The sequence below is a fragment of the Pseudomonas sp. GW821-FHT02A11 genome (genome assembly GCF_059421985.1).
The window spans coordinates 482,954-506,540 of the sequence record NZ_JBWKWB010000002.1 but is presented as its reverse complement, the minus strand read 5'-3'; the positions used below and the strand labels follow the sequence as shown (position 1 = coordinate 506,540).

Sequence of the window (23,587 nt, the reverse complement as noted above, 5' to 3'; positions counted from 1 at the left end):
GGGGTTTGGAATGGTCACCGATTACGCGATACTCGCCAGACCGTGTTGGACAGGTCGTCCGCGATAATCAGCGCGCCCCGAGGGTCGACCGTGACACCCACCGGTCGACCGCGAGTCTTGCCGTCGTCGCCGCGAAAACCGGTGGCAAAATCGACCGGTTCGCCGGTTGGGCGGCCGTTGCTGAACGGCACGAACACCACCTTGTAGCCCACCGGATTCTCTCGGTTCCAGCTGCCGTGCTCGCCGACGAACACGCCTTCGGCAAACTTGTCGCCGATGGCCGGGATCGAAAAATCCAGGCCCAGCGCCGCGACGTGGGAGCCCAGGCTGTAATCGGGTTTGACCGCCAGCGCGACCTTCTGCGGATCCTGGGGTTGGGCGCGGGTATCGACGTTCTGCCCCCAGTAACTGTAGGGCCAGCCGTAGAACGCCCTTTCGCGGATGGAGGTCAGGTAGTCCGGCACGAGGTCCTCGCCCAACTCATCGCGCTCGTTGGCCACAGCCCATAACTGCCCCGTGCCGGGTTGAATCTTCAGCGACGTCGGATTGCGCACCCCGGTCGCGTAAGGCTTGTGGGCGCCGGTCCGGGCATCGATCTGCCAGATTTGCGCACGATCGAGTTCGACCTCCATGCCGCGCTCGGTGACATTGCTGTTGGAGCCGATCCCCACGTACAAGGTCGTGCCATCCGGGCTGACGGCCAGTGATTTGGTCCAGTGGTGATTGATCTTCGACGGCAGCTCGGTGAGGGTGACTGGCTCGCCACTGGCCTTGGTCTGGCCATCGGTGTAGTCGAATCGCACCAGCGCATCCTGGTTGGCCACGTACAGCTTGCCATTGGCGTACGCCAGGCCGTAGGGCGCGTTGAGGTTTTCGGCGAATACGGTTTTCAACTCGTACTTGCCATCGCCATCGGCGTCACGCAACAAGGTCAGGCGATTGCCGCCTTTGACCTTGGTATTGCCCTGGGCCTTGATATAGCTGGCGATCACGTCTTTGGGTTTGAGCTTGGGCGCCTCGGTGCCGCCTTTGCCTTCAGCCACCAGGATGTCGCCGTTGGGCAGGACCAGTGTCTGGCGCGGGACCAGCAGTTCAGTCGCGATGGCGCTGATGCTGTAGCCTTCCGGAACCTTGGGTTTCTGCTCCCCCCACGCCGTCGGCTCGGCGATCTTCATGCTCGGCAACAGCCCGCGTTCGGCCTGAGGCATCTTGGGGTCCGGGCCATGGCTTTGAGCGCTGTTTTTCTCGCCGCCGCAGGCGCTGAGCAGCAGCGCCATGCTCAATGCGGTCAGTGCGTAGCAATTTTTCATCGTGCGCCTCCTGTGCGAGCGTGGGTCAGGCCTGTCCAGGCTGAAGCCAGGCTCAGCAGGGTCAGAATGACGGAGAGTGTCAGGCCCGAGGGCATGACGGCCCAGGCATCCTTGGCGTGCTGGAACGAGTTGATCCAGCCCACCGCCCAGGTGATCAGCAGCAACAGGAAATACACCGTGGGGCGGCCCGACTTAGGGTGTGCACGTAGCAGGTTGACCAGCGCAAACACCAACGCCAAGCCACAGAACAGCATGCCGCCTGCGATCAGCCAAGAGGCGAAGTTGCTCCATTGAATCAGGTACGTGGTGTAGTAGGCGATGTCGCTGAGCAACCCGCCGAGAAACAGGGCAAAGGTGCCCCCCAGCAGGATGGCGTGTAGCGGCCCGGGAAGACTGCGGTAAGTGGGGTAGGTGGTATCGGTCACGTTGGCTCCTTGTCGTTCATCGACCCAGTCTGATGTCGCCCGTGAGAAACCGGCGCATCACACGCTGAACAGCGCGCTAAAAAAGGGATCATGAACGCCGAGCGTTAGTTCAACGCAGTGACAGCCCATCGATAAGATCGCCAGGCAGATCGAGCAACACCGGCGCGGTCATCCATGACCCTGTGTATACGTCCGGTGAGGTGGCAAGTGACCTCATCCTGGCGGCCTGGTCACAGCCAATGGGCGGTGAGGGCTGTGCAGTGGAGCAGGTTCCAGCAACAGACGTGTCTCCAAATTGCACTATTCATTTGCGTAGATTCGTGCAGGACGCCCGATGCCACTGGCGCGGCCAGTTTTTAACTACATGAAAAACAAGCAAAAATTTATGTCTGGTCGGTGGCACGGCGGCTGCAACGGTACTGGAGGTTAGTAGCAGGACAGGCATCCAGACCCGTTCGCTCACCGTGATACCGGAGGAAATACCATGAACGCCATCGACCTTCTCAAAGCCGACCATGAACGCGTCAAGGCTATCCTGACCCAGTTGAGTGAATCCACGGAGCGGGGCGTGAAAAAACGCACCGACTTGCTCGCCAAGCTGGAGATGGAGATCACCATCCACACCAAGCTGGAAGAAGATATTCTTTACCCGGCCTTCAAAGAAGCGGGCGACAAAGAGCAGGACATCATGTACTACGAGGCCAAAGAGGAGCATCGCACGGTTGACGCGCTGGTCCTGCCAGATCTCAAGAACACTGACCCCGCCACCCCCGAATTTTCGGGTCGTGTGAAGGTCGTCAAAGAGCTGCTGGAACACCACATCGAAGAAGAGGAATCGGAGATGTTTCCTCAGGCCAAGAAACTCCTTGGCAAGGCCAAGCTCGACGAGCTGGGTGCGCAGATGGAAGCCATGAAAGCCGATTACAGGAAAACATCGTTGTCGGGAATGGCTGCATAACCCAAAGCGTTATCCCAACCGTTCAAACGCCCAGCCCGGTGCTGGGCGTTTTTGCGTCCGGACGCTGCACAATGCCAACCTGGATTGTGAGGGGGGGAGTGGCTGGATGCCCCGCTCACTGATCATCAAATCAACACGACTCGCTGCCGCTCGCACAAGCTTGCTGGGGCAATCCCTCATACCCGGCGGAGTCAGCAGCGGTTCACCTTCAGGGCGTCTGACCGGCAGCCGTAACACCTGCCGAGACACGCGCCTGCGGTATGACACCTGTGGCAAGCGCCGCAAGCGGTAGGGGTTCGTGGTCGAGCACGTCATGGTCAAGTTGAAGACTGAGCTGCCACCGCCAGGCATCGATGAGCATGCAGTCCAGCGAGCGATGGGCCGACCAGCCCAGTTCGATCGTGGCCTTGGCAGGGTCGGCCCAGCATCGTGCGATGTCGCCAGCACGGCGTGGCTCATATTTCAATTGCACGATTATCCCGCTGACACGTTCGAACGCGCTGACCACTTCCAGCACCGAATGCCCGCAGCCAGTGCCCAGGTTCCAGACATGGATGCCATGAGTCAGGCGCAGGGCGTGCAGCGCCTTGAGATGCCCTTCAGCCAGGTCCATGACATGGACGTAATCGCGGATGCCCGTTCCGTCGGGCGTCAGGTAGTCGCTGCCGAACACCGACAGCGCGGGACGTTGCCCCCCTGCAACCTGAAGCAAATAAGGCAGCAGGTTGTTGGGTGTCAGCGTCGGGGGTTCCCCCAGCGCCCCCGACTCGTGGGCGCCAATGGGATTGAAATAGCGCAGCAAGCCCACTGACCAGCGAGCATCGGCGTTCACCATGCTTCGCATGACGTTTTCTGCCATGAGCTTGGACTGCCCATAGGGGTTGGAAGGGTGGCCGGTTTCGCATTGCTCGTTGATCGGCATCACCGCGCAATCGTCATAGACCGTGGCCGACGAGCTGAACACCAAGGTAAACACCAAGGCGTCGGCCATGGCTTGGCAGAGCGTCACGGTGCCGCTGACATTGGTGTCGTAATAACGCAGCGGCTCGCGCACGCTTTCCGCGACCGCCTTCAGGCCCGCGCAATGGATCACCGCATCAATCGGGTAAAGGGCGAAGAGTGCATCGAGGGTTTCGCGATCCCGGACGTCCCCCTCGACGAATGCCGGTTGCCTGCCGGTCACCCGTTCGATGCGTTCGAGCGTGACGCGCGAGCTGTTGCAGAGGTTATCGAGAATGACCACATCTTCGCCGTCATTCATCAGCTCGAGCACCAGATGGGCGCCGATGTAGCCCATGCCGCCGGTTATCAGGATCATTTTGCGTCTCCCTTCGTGCCTGTGGGTTCGGCGACTGCAGGCTGCCGGACATGCTTTGTTCGCCTCACACCCCGTACGGCGAAATTGACGCATATGAGTTAGGGAGCTCGCCTGCCTCGGGAGTTCAAGGCAAATGCTCATCGGTAGACACTTCATCGGTTTTTGCGGGTGATCTGTTGAACGACGTGGGACAGCCGCGCCTCCAACGCTGTGAAGTGGCACCCTGTGATGCATGATCACGCGACGGCACTGTCAGAAAACGAGTGCTGTCGAAGCCCGGGATGTGTGGGCGTCAGACTCGATTCCGTTCTTCAGAAGGAAATCGATATGAATCTTGCAACCCGACCGTCCCAGCTTCTTCCCACCGTCGTCGATGCCGACTCCCCAGCCGTTGCTCAGGCCAGGCCCACGCTGCTGTGCCTGTCCCATTTGCGATGGGGGTTCGTTTACCAGCGCCCCCAGCACGTGATGTCGCACCTGGCCAAAGGGTACGACGTATTGTTCTTCGAAGAGCCTGTGTTCGGCGAGGGGCTGGATCGTCATCTCCACGTCTCGCACCCCTGTGTGGGCATCACATTGCTCGTGCCGCACTTACCGTGGGGCTTGAGTCATGAGGCTATCGCTGCAGCGCAGCGTCAGTTGCTCGACGGCTACCTGTCCGAGCACGCAGCCGAAGAGTTGTTGCTCTGGTACCTGACACCGATGAGCCTGGCGTTCACCGATCACCTTCAGGCCAACGTCACGATCTTCGACTGCATGGACGAGCTCTCTGCCTTCAAGGGCGCGCCGCCGGACCTGCTGGATAAAGAACGCCAGCTCCTGGCTCGGGCGGACGTGGTGTTCACCGGCGGCTACAGCCTGTGGGAGGCCAAGCGCAAACACCACGACAATGCCCATCCGCTGCCCAGCAGTGTCGACATCGCCCACTTCGGCGCTGCCCGCAAGCCATTGGACGAACCCGCCGATCAGGCTGACATCCCTCATCCGCGCCTGGGTTTTTTTGGTGTGATCGACGAGCGTTTCGATATCGCACTGGTGGACGAGCTCGCAGCCTCTCGTCCTGACTGGCAACTGATCATCATAGGTCCGGTGGTCAAGATCGATCCTGCCTTGTTGCCCCAACGGCCGAACATTCATTACCTGGGGGCGAAGGCTTATCCGCAACTGCCGGCCTATCTCTCGGGCTGGGACGTGGCGCTGATGCCGTTCGCCATCAATGAATCCACGCGTTACATCAGCCCGACCAAAACCCCCGAATACCTTGCAGGCGGCTGCCCGGTGGTCTCCACGCCGGTCCGCGATGTGGTGCGTGGCTATGGCAACAGCGGGGTGGTCAGCGTCGCGGATTCTGCGGCAGGCTTCATCGCTGCGGTTGAAGCGGCGCTGATCGCGCGAACGGACGAGGATTTTCTGCAGCGCATCGACCGGGTGCTTGACGGCATGTCCTGGGACGCCACTTGCGCTGCGATGAAGGGGCATATCGAATGCCTACGATAAGCCTTGATCAAGCCATCCACGGGCCTTCCCATTCCAACAGCGGCCAGCCTTATGACTACCTGATTGTCGGCGCAGGGTTTGCCGGCAGTGTCATTGCCGAGCGCCTGGCCCAAGGGCTGGGTCAGAACGTGCTGATCGTCGACCGACGCGAGCACATCGCCGGCAACGCCTACGATTGCGAAGACGCGGCTGGGGTGATGATCCATCGCTACGGCCCGCACATCTTCCACACCAATGCCGAGCGCATTGTCGAATACCTGTCGCGCTTCACCGAATGGCGCCCTTACGAGCACCGCGTTCTGGCTCGGGTCGACGAGCATCTGGTGCCGATCCCGATCAACCTGACCACGCTCAACCAACTGTTCGGGTTGTCGATGGACGAAGCTCAGGCCCAGGCGTTTCTCGCGGCACGGGCCGAACCGGTGGCGGATATTCGCACCTCCGAAGACGTTGTGATCAATCAGATCGGTCGCGAGCTGTACGAGAAGTTCTTTCGCGGCTATACGCGCAAACAGTGGGGACTGGACCCCAGCGAACTCGACAAGTCAGTGACCTCTCGGGTGCCGACCCGCACCACGCAAGACGATCGTTATTTCACTGACACGTTCCAGATGATGCCCTTGCTCGGTTACACCCACCTGTTCGAACGCATGCTCGATCATCCGCGCATCGACGTGCTGCTCGGCACCGATTTCACCTCGGTTCGCGATCGCGTTCAGTACAAAGAGCTGATTTACTGCGGCCCCATCGACGAGTTTTTCGATTTCTGCTTCGGCAAGCTGCCGTACCGCTCGCTGCGTTTTCAGCACGAAACGCTGCCCCAGGCGCAGTTGCAAGCCGTTGCCGTGGTCAACTTCCCCGACCCTGCGGTGCCGTACACACGCATTACCGAATACAAGCACCTCACCGGTCAGGACCACGCCCAGACCAGCATCAGCTACGAGTTTCCCTGCGCCGAGGGTGAGCCGTTCTACCCGATTCCTCGCCCGGAAAACGCCGAGCTCTACAAGCGCTACACCGCGCTGGCCGACAATACCCCGGGCGTGACGTTTCTTGGGCGGTTGGGGACCTACAAGTACTACAACATGGATCAGGTCGTCGGCCAGGCCTTGGCGCTTTACCAAAGGATCGAGCGGCAGATGCAGGGGGTGGCGCAACCTCAACCGCCTCAAGAGGTGGAGGCGCGGTGATGCTCTTGAGTGGCGCATCGTGTCGGACCTGCAGGTGACGAACGCACGGCTGTTCAAATCCTTTGTCATGGCCGGCTACGAATGCGCCAGCCAGCGTCGCGGCAATGGTGAGCGCCTGGACCTGCAGGCGTCGACCGGGCACGCCCGCTGGGCTGCCAACGACTACCAGCAGCTCGCCCGCCTGGGCATTGCCTGCGCACGAGACGGGCTGCGCTGGCATGTGATCGAATCGCGACCGGGACATTACGACTGGAGTAGTTTTCTGCCGCTGCTGCACGCCGCGCGGGATCACGGCATTCAAGTGATCTGGGACCTGTCTCACTACGGTTATCCCGATGACCTGGATATCTGGCGACCGGTGTTCGTCGAGCGCTTCGCGCGCTTTGCCGGGGCGGTGGCCAGGCTGATGAAGGAGGAGGGCATCAGCGAGCCTTTCTATTGCCCCATTAATGAAATTTCATTCTGGAGCTGGGCGGGTGGCGAGGTCGGCTATTTCAACCCCGGCACGCTGGGACGGGGGCAGGAACTCAAGCATCAGCTGGTCAGGGCGAGCCTGGCCGCCATGCAGGCCATTCGGGAACACGCCCCGCAGGCGCGCTTCGTCCAGTGCGAACCGATCATTCACGTAGTGCCCGGATCAGGTCGGGCCGTTGAGGTCGATCGGGCTGAAGCGCAACGGCTGGGACAATTCGAGGCGTGGGACCTCCTCGCAGGAAGGCAGTGGCCGGGACTGGGTGGGCGTGAGGACTGCCTGGATATCCTTGGCGCGAATTTCTATCCGCAAAATCAGTGGCAACTGAACGGCTGCCGCGTACTCCCGGGCGATCCGCAGTATCGTCCTCTGGCGGGGATGCTCAAAGAGGTTCATCAGCGTTATTTGCGGCCCATGCTGCTGAGCGAAACGGGGGCCGAAGATGACCAGCGTGTGCCGTGGCTGAAGTACGTCGCCGAGCAATTGACCCTGGCGTGCGCCCGTGGGGTCGTTATCGAGGGCCTGTGCTGGTACCCGTTTCTGGACTATCCGGGGTGGGATGATGGGCGGTACTGCCCGGCGGGCGTGTTCGGTTACGCCGATGGGCAGGGCAGTCGGGCCGCCCATCACCCGCTGCATGAGGCGATCCGGTCTTTGGGCTGCATTAGTCCGATCAAGTAGTTGCATTGTTTGCCGAACGTGAAAGTTGCGAAAAGTTGACTGTTAAAACTATTTTCTTTGATCTCGGGAGTATTTAACGCCCATGGACGACCATTGATCGAATAAACCCTCAGGATTTCGAACAAGGCCTGTGGAAGTTGGGTCGTCGCGACGGACTATCCGGTTGGGTGTTTTCTGTTTGATTGGCCACGCACTCACGTTGTTAGAGCGCTTCAGCCCCGCTAAATCGGGCACCTCATGACCGCTGGTCGCAATTGATAACACTCTTCTGAATTACAGGGGGCTGCGATCTATCACAGTTCTGTCACTGTTAAATAAAAGATTTTAAACCGTGTGAACCATAAGTTCTGCGATAGGTTGTATTCGCTGTTATCGCCGGAATACCGTTATCTTGATGGGAGAAACACCATGTTCCTGCACAATAAACGTCTTCAATACACGGTCCGCGTGGCCGAGCCGAATCCCGGTCTTGCTAATTTGCTGCTCGAGCAATTTGGTGGCGCTCAGGGCGAACTGGCCGCTGCGGCGCGTTATTTCACCCAGGCACTGGCCGAAGAAGATCCAGGTCGCAAGGATCTGCTGCTGGACATCGCGACCGAGGAGCTCAGTCACCTGGAAATCATCGGTTCGATCATCGTGATGCTGAACAAGGGCGGCAAGGGCAAGCTGGCCGAGGGCATCCAGGCCGAGGGTGAGTTGTACCGCGAGATTAATGGCGCCGGTAATGACTCGCACATCACCAGCCTGCTCTACGGCGGCGGGGCGCCATTGGTCAATTCGGCGGGCGTGCCATGGACGGCGGCCTACGTCGACACCATCGGCGAACCCACCGCAGACTTTCGCTCCAACATTGCTGCGGAGGCCCGAGCCAAAATCGTTTACGAACGACTGATCAACGTCACGACCGATCCGGGCATCAAAGAAGCCTTGGGCTTCCTGATGACGCGGGAAATCGCCCACCAGTTGTCGTTCGAAAAAGCCCTTCATTCGATTCAGCCGAACTTTCCGCAAGGCAAGTTGCCAGGCATGCCAGAGTTCAGCCGTACCTATTTCAGCATGTCCAACGGCGAGCCGAACGTGCGCGGGCCCTGGAACAACGATGCCCAGTTCGAATACGTCGAGAACCCGCATCCAGCCGTCGATGGCGGAGATGGCACGGCGACGGTTGAGCTCAGTGAGGATGATTCAGTCACCCTGACCATGATGAAGGAACGCACGAAGTCGGATCTGTCTGCTGACCCCGTGACCGGCGCTGACCTGGGTTCAGGTTATGCGCAGGGCGCGGATAATGAAGTCGATCCAGCTCTGTAACTTGAGATCCGGCCTCACTCGAGAGTGTGTGGCCGGTTCGCTTCCCTCTGGTCATGACGGTTGGACTGCAATTGATCGTCGGCACTCGCACAGGATGATGGTCATGGGCTCGTTTGAAGACATTCGCTTCACGCTACATGAGCGGCTGATCGCTGTAGACGCTTGCAATATCGAACTGCTGAAGCTCGTTGTGTTGGGGTTTATCGGCAGCACGGGGTGGACAGAAGCCGTCAGTGGGTACCGCTCCCACCTGGCCGCACTCGAATCCGCGCTGGATGAGCAGGTAGCGTTTCAGAAAGCTCATCCCGCCATTCATGCCGTAAGCTGATTGACCTGAGCTGATTATCAAGGAGGGCTGAGGCGATGAGCGGCGACATCGAACTTGAAAGGTTGGCGCACTTGATATGGGAGTGTGAAGGCCGGCCCCATGGCTGCGAAATGCGTCATTGGGCAATGTCTTGCAAGCTGGCTGAGTCAGCGGCCATGGCCCCTGATCGCAACGCGGCAATCGCCAACCGGTGTCATTGCCCTCCCGGCGTTCGCGGCAACGGTATCTCGACCGAGCGCAAAGTGTGACCCTTAACCCTTTTCTTGTGGAAGATCGTGCTCCCTGTGATGCGTTGGAACACTGCACGTTGCCTTCGCGACCGAGTCGCAGGATCTGGTCGCATCTTGCCGGGATTCGGCGCGTACCACGAGCCAGATCCCTGCCGCCGATATTGCCATGCCTGATGCCATCTGCCACGACAACGGCTCGTCGAACATGAGCCACGCCCATACCAGAGTGATCGGCGGGCTGAGGTAAAGCACGCTGGCGACACGGGTTGCGCTGGACCGGCGCAGGCATATCCAGTACAGCCCATAACCGCCAAGGGTGGACAGGGCCACGGTCCACAACACGCTCAGCGCGAAGCCCACGCTGGCAATGGGCGCCAGGCTGCCTTGACTGCCTTCAATGGCGGCGAACGCGAAACAGGAGACGAAACACTGAAGCCATAGGTTGGGTAAAAGCTCCATCGGCTGCGTGCGGGCGCGCTTTTGCCATAAGGTGGCTACCGCCAGCGAAAGCATTCCCGCCAGGGGTAAGCCATAGGCCCAGAGGGGGGCATCGCCCAGCGCTAGGGCATTGTGCGTCACCCATAAGACCCCCAGCAGACCGACGAGCAGGCCCACCCAGACCTGACAAGGCAAGCGCTCGCCCAGCGCCAGTGCCGCCAGCAGTGCCATGCCCAGGGGCAGCAAATCTGCGCATAACGCAGCCAGTCCCGCGGGGACGCCCAGCGCAATGCCTTGGGTAACGCCAGTCAGATAGCCTGCCATGGCCAACAGCCCGATGCCGCCATGGGTCAGCCAAACGGCAAGTGGCGTTTTGCGAAGGGACTGGAACACGAACGGCAACAGCAGCAGGCACACCACAATGCAACGCCAGAACACCACGAGCAGTGCAGGGGCGTAGTCGATGGAAAACCGTGCGCCGATGAATCCGGAACTCCAGGTCACTAGCAGCCCGGCTTCAAGCAGGGGCAGCGGTAATGCCCAGCGTGTGGGGCGGCCGGTTGGATGGGTGCGTCGGGGGGCGATGTGCTGGTTCATTCCCAAACAGTAAGGAGTCGGCGTAATCTAATAAATCAAAATTTAATGCAGTAGTGCTTCAAAAGGATTGAACAATGACGCCCATCCTCGACATCGATCTGCTGCGCACTTTCCATGCGGTCGTGCGTATCGGGAAGTTCAGCGCCGCCGCCGAGCAGCTGCACAAGAGCCCAGCGGCGGTGAGCGTTCACATCCAGCGCCTGGAGGCGGTGGCTGGCGGCAGACTGCTCAATCGTGACAACCAGTCGATATCCCTCACGGTTTTGGGCAAGCGGCTGCTGGCCTCGACCGCCGAGTTATTGCGCACTCACGATCAGGCCCTGGCTGACCTGCATGGCACCGAGCTGGCAGGTCGCATCACGCTGGGTATACCTGACGAATACGCAGCCCATGTGATCCGGGATATTTTGCCGACCTTCAAAGCGGCCTGGCCGAATGTGGTGCTCGAGCTGCAAACCGGCCCGAGCGATGCCTTGAGAGAACTGATTCAGCGCGACAAGCTCCAGACGGCGGTCATCGCTCAGACGCAACGCAGTATCGGGCCCGACACGGACCGGTTGATGTCCACTTCGCCGGTCTGGGTGGGGCCGACAAGCCCTGCGCTAAGCCTTCACGACCCCTTGCCGTTAGCTGTACACGCGATGCAATGCCCTTACCGTGAGGCCATGGTCGAGTCGCTCAGGACGTCCGGGCGGCGTTCGAGCATCGTGCTGGAAAGCCATTCCAATCAAGCCGTCAAAGCGTGTGTGGAAGCGGGCATGGCGATCAGCGTTATCGACCGGGCCAAAGTCACCGAGCGCATGCAGATTCTTGAAGGGCTGCCGGTCATCCCTGATCACGATATCGTCTTCATTCGCAGTCCGGCATGCCGCGACAATGAGGCCATTGAGTTGTTGGCAGGCGTGATGCTGAGATCGTTTCGTCTGTAGTCGATGAGAACGCTCAGCAGCCCAGGCATCCGGCACACCGCCTTGCCCGCCGGACGCCGCCTCATCAATCGGCTTGAACATCTGAGTGGTGAAAGTCTCTGAGCATTACGTTGTGCGATTCTGTGCTGCCCATATTTTCAAGGAGACAGGCGCGTATGAAGATTCTCATGGTTCTTACTTCTCACGATCAGCTGGGTGATACCGGCAAGAAGACGGGGTTCTGGCTGGAAGAATTCGCCGCCCCGTACTACACCTTTGCGGACGCCAACGCCGACATTACCCTGGCTTCTCCCAAGGGCGGACAGCCGCCGCTGGACCCAAAAAGCGATGAGCCAGATGCCCAGACCGAGCACACTCGGCGTTTGCGTGGCGACAGCAAGGCCCAGGCGTTGTTAGCCCAGACCGTGCCATTGCGCGAGGTGGACCCCTATCATTTCGATGCGGTGTTTTACCCTGGCGGCCATGGTCCGCTATGGGACCTGGCCGAGGACACTGACTCCATCACGCTGATCCAGACCTTTTATGCGGCCAACAAGCCGATCGCGGCGGTGTGCCACGCGCCGGGGGTATTGAAGAACGTCAAGGCCCCCGATGGCCACCCTGTGGTGCAGGGCAAGAAGGTCACGGGCTTCACGAATTCGGAAGAAGAGGCCGTCGGGCTCACGCAGATCGTGCCCTTCCTCGTTGAAGACATGCTCAAGACCAACGCAGGCCTCTATTCCAAGGCGACTGACTGGGCCAGTTACGTAGTAGAAGACGGCCACCTGATCACCGGGCAGAACCCGGCTTCTTCACAAGCGGCGGCGCAAGCGCTGTTGAAGCGACTTGCCAGCGAAGTTGCACGCTGATCCACGCTGCCTGGCCTGCGCCCTCGGGGTCAGGCAGTTTTAGTTGCCGCATTGTTACGCTGATCGTTGCTTGCGATTCATCTGCACCTGTGAGGTCGACTTTCAGGATGGCGCGATGGCGGGAACGATCTTCATGTAACGCACTCAACTTACATGAATAGCCCATTAGGACATCAGGAGAGCACCATGTCACAACTTGCCGAATTCCGAAGGCTTGAACAGCAACTGGCTAATCAACTTGCCCAGTTGGAGACGATGAAAAACGATAAAGGCCTGAAACAGGAAATCGAGTTCGAAACCAAGCTCAAAGGTCTTTTAGAGGAGTACGGCTACAGTCTGCGTGAGATCGTCACGATCCTTGAACCGCAAACTTCCGGTAAAAAGAACGCTCCTGTTGCCGCGCCTGAAAAATCCTCTCGCAAACCGCGTTCAGTGAAGACTTACAAAAATCCTCACAACGGCGAGATTGTGGAAACAAAAGGGGGCAACCATAAAACGCTGAAAGAATGGAAGAGCGAGTACGGTGGTGCCGAAGTAGAGTCCTGGCGGGCATAAGAAGCACGCGGGCAGCCCTCCAGTCTGAATCTTTAAGCGCGTTATTGTTCTGCGATACGCCTAAGTCTGAGTGGGCCATACGAGCGTCGTCAAAGACAACCTGGCGCTCGATGGCCCATCACCTTCAGTTGCTGTCTGCAACTTTTCGTTCGATCTCATCAACGGTTTTTTGCAGCGTTTCTGCGTCCTGCTCTTTGGCGCGGGTAGACGTGGGTGTTATGACTTCGTCAACAGCGCGGGTCTTGTCATCACCGTCCTGCAGATCCCTTTCGATTACATCGACCGGTTTGCCGGAAGCGTCCACAGGGCGCGCGTGGGACGATAGCGGTGCTGCAGGGTTAGAAGAGTCATCTTTCATATCGGTAGCCTCCAGTGAGTTAAACGTTGGAGGCTGGAATGCCTACACGAGTTCGCGTTTTTTTCATGGGAGCATGCGCCGCATTGGCTTACTGGTCCATTAAGAGCAGCCGGCGTTTGATGGACTCGCCTCTGAAGCGTCCTCAGACCAATCTCGTGAGCGCTGCCGATACGGCCCCAGGCACAGGGAAGCTATAGGGGCACATGCGCTGCACGGCTGCCGTTTCCAAAAGAAACGCGGAACGGCGGGATGCGGGGGGCCTCGAATACGTACCCCTGCCACTGTATCGGAGCAAGACCATGAGCGCTAATACCTCTTTCATTTTGGATCTGGATGGCACGCTGACCGACAGCGTTTACCAAAACGTGGCGGCCTGGAAACAGGCGCTGGACGCCGAACGCATTCCGTTGGCCATGTGGCGAATCCACCGGAAAATTGGCATGAGCGGTGGGCTGATGCTCAAGTCGCTGGCGCGGGAAACGGGCTTGGATATTCCCGCCGAGCAGGCCAAGCGACTCAGCGATCTTCACGCCAGGGCGTATCGCGAGCTTCAGGGTCAGATCACGGCGCTGCCTGGCGCCATTGAGCTACTCGAAACCCTCAACCGAAGTAAGACTAAGTGGTGCATCGCAACCAGTGGCGGGAGCGAGACGGCGGCGATCAACCTCAAGGCGCTGGGTTTGAAGCTGGACGATGTTTCGCTCATCACTCGCGATGACGTGAGATACGGCAAGCCTGACCCCGACCTGTTCATCGCTGCCGCTCAGCGTCTGGAAGTCCCCATCGAAGAGTGCCTGGTCATCGGCGACGCCATTTGGGACATGCTTGCGGCCCGGCGCTGTAAGGCCACTGGCATCGGTCTGCTGTCGGGAGGCTACGATATCAGTGAGCTGGAGCGGGCAGGGGCCTTGAGGGTGTACGAAGATCCACTGGATTTGCTCAATCATATGGACGAAATCGCATCACGTCCGTAGGCCTCGGCCAACGTCTTATCCCTGGTCAGCAAGCGTCGCAGCGCTTGGACGTTTCCGCCATGCCCATGAGGAAATCGCATCATGAATGACCCATTCAATCTCGCTCGGTTTGTCGATGCGCAACGCCCGGTTTTCAACCGGGTCATGGACGAACTGCGCGCAGGCCGCAAGACAAGCCACTGGATCTGGTTCGTGTTCCCGCAGTTGAAGGGATTGGGCAGAAGCGAGATGGCGACGCGCTTTGGCATCGCCCACGGTGCAGAAGCGCGCGCCTACACTGAGCACCCCGTGCTCGGACCGCGACTTGTGGCGTGCGTCCAGACTCTTCTCGAGCATTCCGATTCAAGCGTTTTGCACATTCTCGGCTCACCTGATGACCTGAAGCTGCGCTCATGCCTGACGTTGTTCAATGATGTCCAGCCGCACGTTGACGTGTATCAGCGAGCGCTCGATCAGTTCTATGGTGGGAAACCGGATGACAGAACCCTTGAGCTGCTGCATGGGTTAGATGAGTGACGCTGTTTTTGCCAGGCTCTGCTCACCCACCATGAACATCTCACCGCCTCGAAGCAGCGCATTCCGGCTGGCATGGAGGCGGGCGGCGAACAACACAAGCATCACGATTCGATCAGTCATGCCCCACAGACTCTCAAGATACCTGATCTGGTGACTGACAGCGCTTTGGGTGACGCTCAGCTCCTCTGCTGCCGAGGTGAATGCCGCGTGGCGGGTGGAAACCTCGAAGGCTCGAAGGCATGCGGTCGGTGGTAGCGTTCCTGGCGCCATCTCCACGGTTTCCTCTGCGAAGGGTAGAGCTGGGGCAGTTGCCTGTATTCATTCATCGGTTGCTTTCGATCGGTTAGCCACGGGGCACCGTGCACCCCTTGCAATAACATCTACCCACCACCGGTCAGGACCGCGGATTCATAGAAAGACCAGGCGAAATGACGTTTGCTGACTTAAGATAAGGGCCCATTTTGCTATCAAGAGTCTTAACGATGCGTCGTCTTGTTTTCGTGGCAGGGACTCTCCTGTGCTTCAGTGCTTTGGCCGACAATGCGGTTCAGCCTGTCAAGAAATGGACACTGCTGGATCAGAACGACAAAGCCTACACCCTCGATGACGATGCACAGGTGTTGCTGGTTGCCAGAAGCATGTCGGCAGCCAAATTGGTCAACGCCGCCATTGAAGATACCCCTGCTGGCTACCTCGAAGCACGTCACATGATCTACGTTGCAGACATCGAGAAGATGCCGTCGGTGATCAAGCTCGTCGCCGTGCCGGCAATGCGTTCGGCCAAGTACCGGATCCTGCTGGATCGCGACGGCCGCGTCGCCAGCGCATACAACGGCGATCGGGAGTCGGTGCAGTGGCTGGCTTTGAAGGGCGGTGCGGTGGTGCAAGAGCAGCGCTTCACCGACGGCGCGGCGCTCAAGCAGGCGATCATCGAGCGGCCAACGCCCTGATCAGGCCGCGATGGCGGCGTTCTTGAACACTAGGGCCATAAAGCCTGCGATCAGATCGGCGTCATCGAACACCCTGCGCAGATTCGACTCGGCGTTTGACAAGTGAACGTGCAGTTGCGCTTTCACCTTCTGCGCGCCGTAAATCGAGACAAAGGTCGATTTACCTGCATCTTTGCCCACGTCCTTGCCGGTGTCGCTGCAGGCGTCGCACAGATCGTCGTACATCTGAAACGCCTGCCCCAATTCCATGGCAAAACTCTGCAGCGTTGACCGAACGCCCTCATCGCTGTCGCTGATCAACCAGGCCATGTCGACGATGGCGCCAAACAACACCCCGGTCTTTAAGTCGTTGGTCATGGCGATGTCTTCCGCGCTGCGGGCTTGCTGGCCATCGCGCAGGTCCTGAAATTGCCCGCGCACCAACCCCTGCATGCCCACGGCATTGGCCGCCAGTTCGACGAGCTGGGTTCTGATCGCGGGCGATACCTCGTTGATGGACGCAATGACGCCGAACGCACGGCTCAGCAGCGCAACGGCTGTCAGGATTGCCACATCCTCGCCAAACTTCAGGTGCACCGTGGGCCGACCGCGCCTGAGCGACGCGTTGTCCATGCATGGCATGTCATCCAGAACCAGGGAGGCGGCGTGGATCAGCTCGACCGCGCAGCCCAGATCCAACGCGGCCGTGCCCTGATGGCCGAGCCCGTCAGCAATCAGCTTCAGCAGGATAGGGCGCATGCGTTTGCCGGGGGCTAGCGTGGATTCGCGCATCGCCAGGGCGACCAAATCACGCTCGTTGCCAGTTTCGGGCAGCAGTTCGTTCAGGCGCTGCTCGATCGACACGCGTACCTGGGAAAGACGCTCGTCGAAGCCGAGGTCGAGGATGGCGCCGGAGTCCGTGATCATCGGAGTATTTACCTCTGCTATCGCCAATGGGCGTCTGGATCGGATGCTTTTACCTGCCACGCTGCAAGTCCGGGGAACAACTGTGCAACGCAGGTGCCTCAGTGTGAGTCAATCTTGTACAAAACATGTGCAGAGCGCACCCTTTGTACAAGTTTTCATCCGTAGATGACCACGCCGGGTATCAAATGATTCAAGCCATCTGGAGCTTTTCATGAGCGACACCGATCTGAGCAGACGCAAGGACGATCACCTGAACATCGTGCTTGACCGGCGTGCTGGCCCGCTGGGCCTGGGCACGGGCCTTGACGCCCTGCAATTTGAACACTGTGCGTTGCCTGAGCTGAACCTTGAAACGATTGACCTGGGCGCTTCGCTGGTCGGCAAAGCGTTGCGTGCGCCGCTGCTGATCAGTTCCATGACGGGTGGGGCGGACCGGTCCGCCGCCATCAACCGCCATTTGGCTGAGGCTGCGCAAACGCTGGGCATCGCCATGGGGGTCGGCTCGCAGCGGGTCGGCCTTCGAAGCGGCAATGATCAAGGGCTGACCCGCGAGCTGCGTCGACTCGCACCGGACATTCCCTTGCTCGGCAACATCGGCGCCGCGCAACTGCTGGAGCGCGACGGCCTGGATTTGGCGCATCGCTCGGTAGAGACCTTGCAAGCCGACGCCCTGATCATTCATCTGAACCCCTTGCAGGAGGCGGTTCAGGCGGAAGGCGACCGGAATTGGTTCGGCGTGCTGGAGGCGATTTGGCGCACCGTCGAATCGGTCGGCGTGCCGGTCGTGGTCAAGGAGGTCGGTGCCGGGATCTCGCCTCAGGTCGCCGTGGCGCTGGCTAACGCTGGCGTGGGCGTCATTGACGTAGCCGGCTTGGGCGGCACCAGCTGGGCAGCGGTCGAAGCAGCCAGGGCCGAGCGGGCGGAGGATCGGCGAGTGGCCGAGGCCTTCAGTGGTTGGGGCATTCCGACGGCCGTGAGCTTGCAAAGTGTCAGGCGCGCCTTGCCTGACATGCCGTTGATTGCCTCCGGAGGGATTCGTAACGGCGTTGATGCGGCGAAAGCCTTGTGTCTGGGCGCCGACGTGATCGGCCAGGCGGCGGGGGTTCTGCATCAGGCGACGCTGTCGACAGAGGCCGTCATCGAGCATTTCACTGTCGTGATCCGTCAGCTGCGCATTGCCTGCTTCTGCACCGGCTCGGCAGACCTGGCCGCATTACGCCACGCGCGCCTGCTACCCGCGGACCCGACGCTGTCTTTGTTGCCATGAGTCACTTCGGTGTTGTCGCCCCGGCGTTCTATAGCCATTTCCAGGCGCTGCAAGCGCTGTCGTCGGCGCTCATCGACCGAGGGCATCGTGTCACGTTCTTTCAACAGGCCGACGCGCGCCGCTGGCTCACCGACCCCCGCGTGGGGTTTCACGCCCTGGGCGCACTCAGTCACCCGCCGGGCAGCCTCGACGGCGCGTTGCGTCGTGCTGCGACGTCCAATAATCCACTGAAGCTGTGCAGCGTCATCCGGGATTTGTGCACCACCACCCGCATGCTCTGCCACGAACTGCCGCCTGCGCTGAATCAGGCGGGGGTCGATGCATTACTGTGCGACCAAATGGAGGCTGCCGGGGGCCTGGTGGCCGAGGCATTGGCGATGCCGTTCGTGTCGGTGGCGTGTGCCCTGCCGGTCAACCGTGAGCCTGGGATTCCATTGGCCGTCATGCCCTTCGCGTATGGCGAAGATGAGCGCAGTCGGCGCATGTACGAGGGCAGTGAACGCGTGTATGACTGGCTGATGCGGCCACTGCGCACGGTCATCCGTGACGCCAGCCAGCAGTACGGGATTGCTCCCCGCGACGGCCTGCATCACTGCCTCTCGCCCTATGCGCAAATCAGCCAGACGATCGCCGGGTTCGACCTCCCTCGGCGACACCTGCCAGCGTCGTGCCACGCGGTGGGCCCTCTTCGCGCGCCGCTTGTTGACTCGACAGGGCCGTGGGCAATCAGTGCTGAACGGCCGTTCGTGTTTGCCAGCCTGGGCACGCTGCAGGGCGGGCGTGTGGGCATGTTTCGCCAGATCGCCAAGGCCTGTGCCCGTCTTGATGCGCAGCTGTTGATCGCGCATTGCGGCGGCCTCGGCCCTGCGCAGGAGGAGCGCCTGCGAAACAGCGGAGCGACATGGGTGACCGATTTCGCGCCGCAACAATGGGTGCTAGACCACGCGCAGGCCGTGGTCACCCACGGTGGGCTCAATACAGTGATGGACGCGATCAAGGCTCGCACGCCGTCGCTGGTCATGCCCATTGGCTTCGATCAACCGGGCGTCGCGGCGCGGGTCACACACGCGGGCGTGGGCGTGTCGTTGAGCCGCCGGGCACGGGCGAGCGCCATTCACGACGCGCTGGCGCGGCTGATCGAGCAGCCCCCTGTGGAGCCTTTGCATCGGTTGGCGAACGAGCTGGACCGGGCCGGGGGCACCTTTCGCGCAGCGGACATCGTTGAACAGGTGGTCCGCACCGGTCGGCCTGTGGCCGTGGAGGCGCATGATGACCTATGACCTGATCCTCGCGGGCGGCGGCCTCGCCAACGGGTTGATCGCCTGGCGACTCAAGCAGGTGCATCCCGAATGGCGCGTGCTGTGCATTGAAGAGCAGGCGCGTATTGGCGGCAACCACACCTGGTCGTTTCACGACGGCGATCTGACCCCGGCGCAGCACCGCTGGATCGCGCCCTTGGTGGTGCAGCGCTGGCCCTGTTACGACGTGCATTTTCCGGCCCGATCCCGCCGCCTGCTTTCGGGCTACGCCAGCATCACGTCGGAGCGTTTCGCCGAGGTCGTCAGTGCCGCGCTCGGTGACGATGTGCGCACGGGCCAGCGCCTTGTCGAAGTCGGCCCGCGATCCGTTTCTCTGCCTGACGGCGAGCATCTGCATGCCCGTGCCGTGATCGATGGACGCGGCGTGCGGGACAGCACGCAAATGGTGCTGGGACGTCAGGCCTTTCTCGGTCAGTTGCTGAAATTGCAGGCGCCCCATGGCCTGGAGGCGCCGATCATCATGGACGCCCGCGTGCCGCAAGGGCAGGGCTACCGATTTGTCTACGTCCTGCCGTTCACTCCCGACACCGTGCTGGTCGAAGACACCCACTATGTGGATCGGCACGCGCTGTCGGCTGACCAACTGCGCGCCCACATCGCCGAGTATGTGGGCTTGCGAGGCTGGGCAGTCGAGGCCTGTCTGCGTGAAGAAGAAGGCGTGTTGCCGATCACGCTGGCGGGGGATTTTGCAGGGTTCTGGAATGATGCGAAGGGCCAGCCTCTGTCCGGTCTGCGCGCGGGACTGTTTCATTGCACCACCGGGTACTCGCTGCCCGATGCCGTGCGCCTGGCCGACTGGATCGCGCAGCAGGCAGAACTCGACGCGCACAGCCTTGCGACAGGCATACAGAGCCTCGCCGGACAGGCCTGGCGTCGCCAACGTTTTTATCGGCTGCTCAACCGGATGTTGTTTCTGGCAGGTCGGCCTGAGCATCGATGGCAGGTGATGCAGCGTTTTTACGGGCTGTCCGATGGCTTGATCAGCCGTTTTTACGCGGGCAACAGCAGCCTTGCAGACAAACTGCAGGTGGTGTCCGGCAAGCCGCCGGTGCCGCTCGGTGAAGCCCTGCACGCCATGTTCCGTTACCACCCCAGACATTACGAGAATCAAGAATGACCGACGCAAAAAAAGCCATCGTCATCGGCGCGGGATTCGGCGGGCTGGCCTTGGCGATCCGACTGCAGGCGGCGGGGGTGCAGACCACCTTGCTGGAGAAGCGCGACAAACCGGGCGGGCGCGCTTACGTCTATCAGCACCAAGGGTTCACCTTCGACGCGGGCCCCACTGTCATCACCGACCCGACGGCCATCGAGGCGCTGTTCACTCTTGCCGGTCGCTCAATGGCCGATTACGTCGACCTGCTGCCGGTGGCGCCGTTTTATCAGTTGTGCTGGGAGGATGGGTCGCGTTTCGATTACGCCAATGACCAGGCAGACCTTGATCGGCAGATCGCTCAGTTCAATCCTCGCGACGTGGGGGGTTACCAGCGATTTCTGGCCTACTCCAAAGCCGTGTTTCGCGAGGGCTACCTGAAACTGGGCGCGGTGCCTTTCCTGTCCTTTCGCGACATGATTCAGGCCGGGCCGCAGCTCGCCCGGCTAGAAGCGTGGCGTAGTGTGTATTCGAAAGTGTCGGCGTTCATCGAAGACGACAAACTGCGCCAGGCGTTCTCGTTTCATTCATTGCTTGTGGGGGGTAATCCGTTCGCGACGTCGTCGATCTACACCCTCATCCACGCACTTGAGCGGGAGTGGGGCGTGTGGTTTCCCAAGGGCGGGACCGGGGCGCTGGTCAACGGGCTGGTCAGGCTGTTCCAGGACATCGGAGGCCGTCTGGAGCTTAACGCTGACGTGGTCAGCATCGAGACAGTGGGCGAGCGAGCCACCGGCGTGCGTCTCGCTGACGCAAGGCACTTCGACGCCGATTGCGTAGCATCCAACGCCGACGTGGTGCACACCTATGCCAAGCTGCTGGGTGGGCACTCCAGAGGAAAACGCGAGGGCGCCCGGCTCAAACGCAAGCGCTTCAGCAATTCGCTGTTCGTCATTCATTTCGGGCTCAAGCGTGCGCAACCGCAACTGCAACACCATACCGTGTGCTTCGGGCCTCGCTATCAAGCGCTCATTCAGGACATCTTCAAGGGCCAGTCCCTCGCCGAGGATTTTTCCCTGTACCTGCATGCGCCCTGCGTCACCGACCCGAGCCTGGCACCACCAGGGTGTTCCAGCCACTACGTGTTGTCGCCCGTGCCGCATTTGGGCAATGCGCCGCTCGACTGGGCAGTCGAAGGGCCGCGTTATCGGGACCGCATCTTCGACTACCTGGAGAAACACTACATACCGGGGCTGCGCGACGATCTGATCACGTGCCGAATCTTCACCCCGACCGATTTCGAAAGTGAGCTCAATGCCCACCTTGGGTCGGCGTTTTCCCTTGAACCCATCCTGACGCAGAGTGCCTGGTTCCGCCCGCACAACCGCGATGCAACCCTGCGCAACGTCTATCTGGTCGGCGCGGGAACGCATCCGGGTGCAGGCGTGCCCGGCGTCATCGGCTCTGCCAAGGCCACTGCCGGCCTGATGCTGGAGGATTTGCACCTGTGACCGCCGTGAATGGAAATGACCAGGCGCTGGTCGATCATGCGACCCGCAGCATCGCCGTCGGCTCGAAGAGTTTCGCTGCCGCTGCGCGATTGTTCGACCCCGCCACGCGGCGCAGCGCAGTCATGCTGTACGCCTGGTGTCGCCACTGCGACGACGTCATCGACGGCCAGCAAGCAGGCCACGATGCCACCCCGGTAAACCAGGCTGAAGTCAGTCATCGCCTGGCCGGGCTGACGGCTCAGACCCGAGCGGTGTACGCCGGGCTGCCGGCCCGCACCGAAGCGTTTGCAGCGTTTCGCGACGTGGTGATGCGTCACAACCTCAAGCAGATGTATGCGCTGGAGCATCTGGCCGGCTTCGCCATGGACGTGCAACAGCGCCAGTACGCTCATATCGAGGACACACTCGATTACTGCTACCACGTCGCAGGCGTCGTCGGGCTGATGATGGCGCAGGTCATGGGGGTGAGTGACGAACGCACCATGGACCGCGCCTGCGACCTGGGCATGGGGTTTCAATTGACCAATATCGCCCGGGACATCATCGAAGACGCGTGTGTGGGGCGCTGTTACCTGCCCCGAGCGTGGCTGCAAGAGCTTTCGATACCTGAGCAGCACCTCGCTGACCCCCAGTATCGGGATGCGTTGGCCGTGCTGGCTCGGCGTCTGGTCGACCTCGCCGAGCCGTTCTACCTCAGCGCCCAGGCGGGCTTGACCGCGCTGCCCTGGCGCTCGGCCTGGGCCGTGGCGACGGCCAGTGGGGTCTATCGGGAAATTGGCATGAAGGTCAAACAGCGGGGCAGCCGGGCGTGGGATTCACGGGTCTCCACCTCAAAGCTCGACAAGCTCCGGCTGGTCGTGACAGGGCTGTGGAGGGCGGTCAGGTCCCGTCGCCGCCGCTGGCCCGATCGCCCTGCGGACCTGTGGCAACGTCCTCGTCGCGCTTGTCCAGAGGACCTCCATGCAATGCACGAAGCTGGCTGCGAAGTGTTGAAATAGACGGGGCGTACAGAAAACCGAAGGAGACACAGCGCTCCTTGCCGGCCACGGCGTGGTGCATCAGATGCGCTTGATAGAGGCGTTTGAGGTAACCCTTTCGAGGCACGTAACGCAAAGGCCAGCGCTTGTGTACCAAACCGTCGTGGGCGATGAAGTACAGAAAACCGTAGGCCGTCATGCCAGCGCCGATCCACTCCAGCGGGTGCACGCCCTGATTGCCAAGGGCGATGAGCACGATGGCGAACAGCGCAAACACCACCGCGAACAGGTCGTTCTTTTCGAACCAGCCCTCACGGGGCTCGTGGTGCGAACGGTGCCAGCCCCAACCCCAGCCGTGCATGACGTGCTTGTGGGCGACGAAGGCAAAGCCTTCCATGCCAATCAGCGTGGTGAAAAACACCAAAGCGTTAACCATCATTCGAATCACCCATCTCAAGTCACGTAGTAAGACCCTGGAACGGCGCAGAACGTTCTGAGTTTACGCAGTCGGCGTGGATCTTCTCATGGCGGGCAGGGCGGGGCGGACCGGATCAGGAAATATAGGCTTTACCCACAAACCTATTCGTTCATCTTTCAACGTTTGTGCAGCAGCCGGCGGCATGATTGCG

General features: G+C 60.7%; 24 protein-coding genes and 2 pseudogenes. 18 read left to right on the top strand and 8 right to left on the bottom strand.

The annotated features are described in order from the left end of the window. Positions 1–14: 14 nt before the first annotated feature. Complete coding sequence (locus AC07V9_RS04725) at positions 15–1,310, bottom strand: PQQ-dependent sugar dehydrogenase (protein ID WP_495014532.1); 1,296 nt, start codon at positions 1,308–1,310, stop codon at positions 15–17. Then, entirely contained in the window at positions 1,307–1,735 is a 429-nt protein-coding gene (locus AC07V9_RS04720) for a DUF2231 domain-containing protein (RefSeq protein ID WP_495014531.1), read from the bottom strand. Before AC07V9_RS04720 ends, AC07V9_RS04725 begins: the two co-directional genes overlap by 4 nt. 484 nt (positions 1,736–2,219) lie before the next feature. Between AC07V9_RS04720 and AC07V9_RS04715 the strand changes: the two genes are divergently transcribed. Further along, positions 2,220–2,693 carry a PA2171 family ribosome-binding persister protein gene (locus tag AC07V9_RS04715; protein WP_495014530.1) on the top strand — a complete coding sequence of 158 codons (474 nt, stop codon included), beginning with the start codon at positions 2,220–2,222 and terminating at the stop codon, positions 2,691–2,693. 208 nt (positions 2,694–2,901) lie between these two features. Here the strand turns inward: AC07V9_RS04715 and galE are convergent, their stop codons facing one another. Beyond that, positions 2,902–4,011 (bottom strand): UDP-glucose 4-epimerase GalE, encoded by a 1,110-nt coding sequence (gene galE / locus AC07V9_RS04710; protein ID WP_495014529.1) that lies wholly within the window; start codon positions 4,009–4,011, stop codon positions 2,902–2,904. Positions 4,012–4,338: 327 nt separating this feature from the next. Between galE and AC07V9_RS04705 the strand changes: the two genes are divergently transcribed. The 6 genes from AC07V9_RS04705 to AC07V9_RS04680 all read left to right on the top strand — a co-directional run bounded on the left by AC07V9_RS04705 (position 4,339) and on the right by AC07V9_RS04680 (position 9,738). Beyond that, positions 4,339–5,508 (top strand): glycosyltransferase family 1 protein, encoded by a 1,170-nt coding sequence (locus AC07V9_RS04705; protein WP_495014528.1) that lies wholly within the window; start codon positions 4,339–4,341, stop codon positions 5,506–5,508. Further along, positions 5,496–6,698, top strand: a complete 1,203-nt coding sequence (gene glf, locus AC07V9_RS04700) for a UDP-galactopyranose mutase (RefSeq protein WP_495014527.1) — start codon at positions 5,496–5,498, stop codon at positions 6,696–6,698. Before AC07V9_RS04705 ends, glf begins: the two co-directional genes overlap by 13 nt. A 67-nt stretch (positions 6,699–6,765) precedes the next feature. After that, on the top strand, positions 6,766–7,851 hold the full coding sequence (locus tag AC07V9_RS04695) for a glycoside hydrolase family 1 protein (RefSeq protein ID WP_495014580.1): 1,086 nt from the start codon (positions 6,766–6,768) through the stop codon (positions 7,849–7,851). 408 nt (positions 7,852–8,259) lie between these two features. Then, complete coding sequence (locus AC07V9_RS04690; protein ID WP_495014526.1) at positions 8,260–9,162, top strand: manganese catalase family protein; 903 nt, start codon at positions 8,260–8,262, stop codon at positions 9,160–9,162. 103 nt (positions 9,163–9,265) lie between these two features. Further along, positions 9,266–9,490, top strand: a complete 225-nt coding sequence (locus AC07V9_RS04685; RefSeq protein WP_495014525.1) for a hypothetical protein — start codon at positions 9,266–9,268, stop codon at positions 9,488–9,490. A 35-nt stretch (positions 9,491–9,525) separates the two neighbouring features. After that, entirely contained in the window at positions 9,526–9,738 is a 213-nt protein-coding gene (locus tag AC07V9_RS04680) for a DUF2934 domain-containing protein (RefSeq protein ID WP_495014524.1), read from the top strand. A gap of 87 nt (positions 9,739–9,825) precedes the next feature. Here the strand turns inward: AC07V9_RS04680 and AC07V9_RS04675 are convergent. Then, a pseudogene (locus AC07V9_RS04675) lies at positions 9,826–10,755 on the bottom strand (DMT family transporter); the annotation flags it as partial. Between the two features lie 74 nt (positions 10,756–10,829). Between AC07V9_RS04675 and AC07V9_RS04670 the strand changes: the two are divergent. The 3 genes from AC07V9_RS04670 (at position 10,830) to AC07V9_RS04660 (ending at position 13,087) form a co-directional block, all read left to right on the top strand. After that, positions 10,830–11,684, top strand: coding sequence for a LysR family transcriptional regulator (locus AC07V9_RS04670; RefSeq protein ID WP_495014523.1), 855 nt, complete (start codon positions 10,830–10,832; stop codon positions 11,682–11,684). 155 nt (positions 11,685–11,839) lie between these two features. Further along, positions 11,840–12,532 (top strand): type 1 glutamine amidotransferase domain-containing protein, encoded by a 693-nt coding sequence (locus AC07V9_RS04665; protein WP_495014522.1) that lies wholly within the window; start codon positions 11,840–11,842, stop codon positions 12,530–12,532. A 186-nt stretch (positions 12,533–12,718) separates the two neighbouring features. Beyond that, complete coding sequence (locus tag AC07V9_RS04660; protein WP_495014521.1) at positions 12,719–13,087, top strand: histone-like nucleoid-structuring protein, MvaT/MvaU family; 369 nt, start codon at positions 12,719–12,721, stop codon at positions 13,085–13,087. 124 nt (positions 13,088–13,211) lie between these two features. On the opposite strand, the gene AC07V9_RS04655 is transcribed toward AC07V9_RS04660, so the two are convergent. Beyond that, positions 13,212–13,445, bottom strand: coding sequence for a hypothetical protein (locus AC07V9_RS04655; RefSeq protein ID WP_495014520.1), 234 nt, complete (start codon positions 13,443–13,445; stop codon positions 13,212–13,214). Between the two features lie 299 nt (positions 13,446–13,744). Between AC07V9_RS04655 and AC07V9_RS04650 the strand changes: the two genes are divergently transcribed. After that, positions 13,745–14,419, top strand: coding sequence for an HAD family hydrolase (locus AC07V9_RS04650; RefSeq protein WP_495014519.1), 675 nt, complete (start codon positions 13,745–13,747; stop codon positions 14,417–14,419). A gap of 81 nt (positions 14,420–14,500) precedes the next feature. Then, positions 14,501–14,935, top strand: coding sequence for a DUF1810 domain-containing protein (locus AC07V9_RS04645; RefSeq protein WP_495014518.1), 435 nt, complete (start codon positions 14,501–14,503; stop codon positions 14,933–14,935). 117 nt (positions 14,936–15,052) lie between these two features. Here AC07V9_RS04645 and AC07V9_RS04640 read toward each other — a convergent pair. Further along, a pseudogene (locus AC07V9_RS04640) lies at positions 15,053–15,205 on the bottom strand (LysR family transcriptional regulator); the annotation flags it as partial. 212 nt (positions 15,206–15,417) lie between these two features. Between AC07V9_RS04640 and AC07V9_RS04635 the strand changes: the two are divergent. Further along, positions 15,418–15,885, top strand: coding sequence for a hypothetical protein (locus AC07V9_RS04635; RefSeq protein ID WP_495014517.1), 468 nt, complete (start codon positions 15,418–15,420; stop codon positions 15,883–15,885). Here AC07V9_RS04635 and AC07V9_RS04630 read toward each other — a convergent pair whose 3' ends face one another. Continuing rightward, positions 15,886–16,791: a polyprenyl synthetase family protein gene (locus AC07V9_RS04630; RefSeq protein ID WP_495014516.1), complete on the bottom strand. Its 906-nt coding sequence runs from the start codon at positions 16,789–16,791 to the stop codon at positions 15,886–15,888. Positions 16,792–17,002: 211 nt separating this feature from the next. Here AC07V9_RS04630 and fni point away from each other — a divergent pair, with 211 nt between their 5' ends. From fni to AC07V9_RS04605, 5 genes are read left to right on the top strand one after another with little or no spacing between them, the layout of a single operon-like run. Continuing rightward, positions 17,003–18,058, top strand: a complete 1,056-nt coding sequence (gene fni, locus AC07V9_RS04625) for a type 2 isopentenyl-diphosphate Delta-isomerase (RefSeq protein ID WP_495014515.1) — start codon at positions 17,003–17,005, stop codon at positions 18,056–18,058. Then, the gene (locus AC07V9_RS04620) at positions 18,055–19,338 is read left to right on the top strand and encodes a glycosyltransferase (RefSeq protein WP_495014514.1); all 1,284 of its coding nucleotides are present in this window, start codon (positions 18,055–18,057) and stop codon (positions 19,336–19,338) included. Before fni ends, AC07V9_RS04620 begins: the two co-directional genes overlap by 4 nt. Beyond that, positions 19,328–20,494, top strand: a complete 1,167-nt coding sequence (gene crtY, locus AC07V9_RS04615; protein ID WP_495014579.1) for a lycopene beta-cyclase CrtY — start codon at positions 19,328–19,330, stop codon at positions 20,492–20,494. The genes AC07V9_RS04620 and crtY overlap by 11 nt, the downstream gene beginning before the upstream one ends. Beyond that, complete coding sequence (locus AC07V9_RS04610; RefSeq protein ID WP_495014513.1) at positions 20,491–21,981, top strand: phytoene desaturase; 1,491 nt, start codon at positions 20,491–20,493, stop codon at positions 21,979–21,981. Before crtY ends, AC07V9_RS04610 begins: the two co-directional genes overlap by 4 nt. Beyond that, complete coding sequence (locus AC07V9_RS04605; RefSeq protein WP_495014512.1) at positions 21,978–22,979, top strand: phytoene/squalene synthase family protein; 1,002 nt, start codon at positions 21,978–21,980, stop codon at positions 22,977–22,979. Before AC07V9_RS04610 ends, AC07V9_RS04605 begins: the two co-directional genes overlap by 4 nt. Here AC07V9_RS04605 and AC07V9_RS04600 read toward each other — a convergent pair. After that, complete coding sequence (locus AC07V9_RS04600; protein WP_495014511.1) at positions 22,861–23,397, bottom strand: sterol desaturase family protein; 537 nt, start codon at positions 23,395–23,397, stop codon at positions 22,861–22,863. The genes AC07V9_RS04605 and AC07V9_RS04600 overlap by 119 nt on opposite strands. Positions 23,398–23,587: the final 190 nt, after the last annotated feature.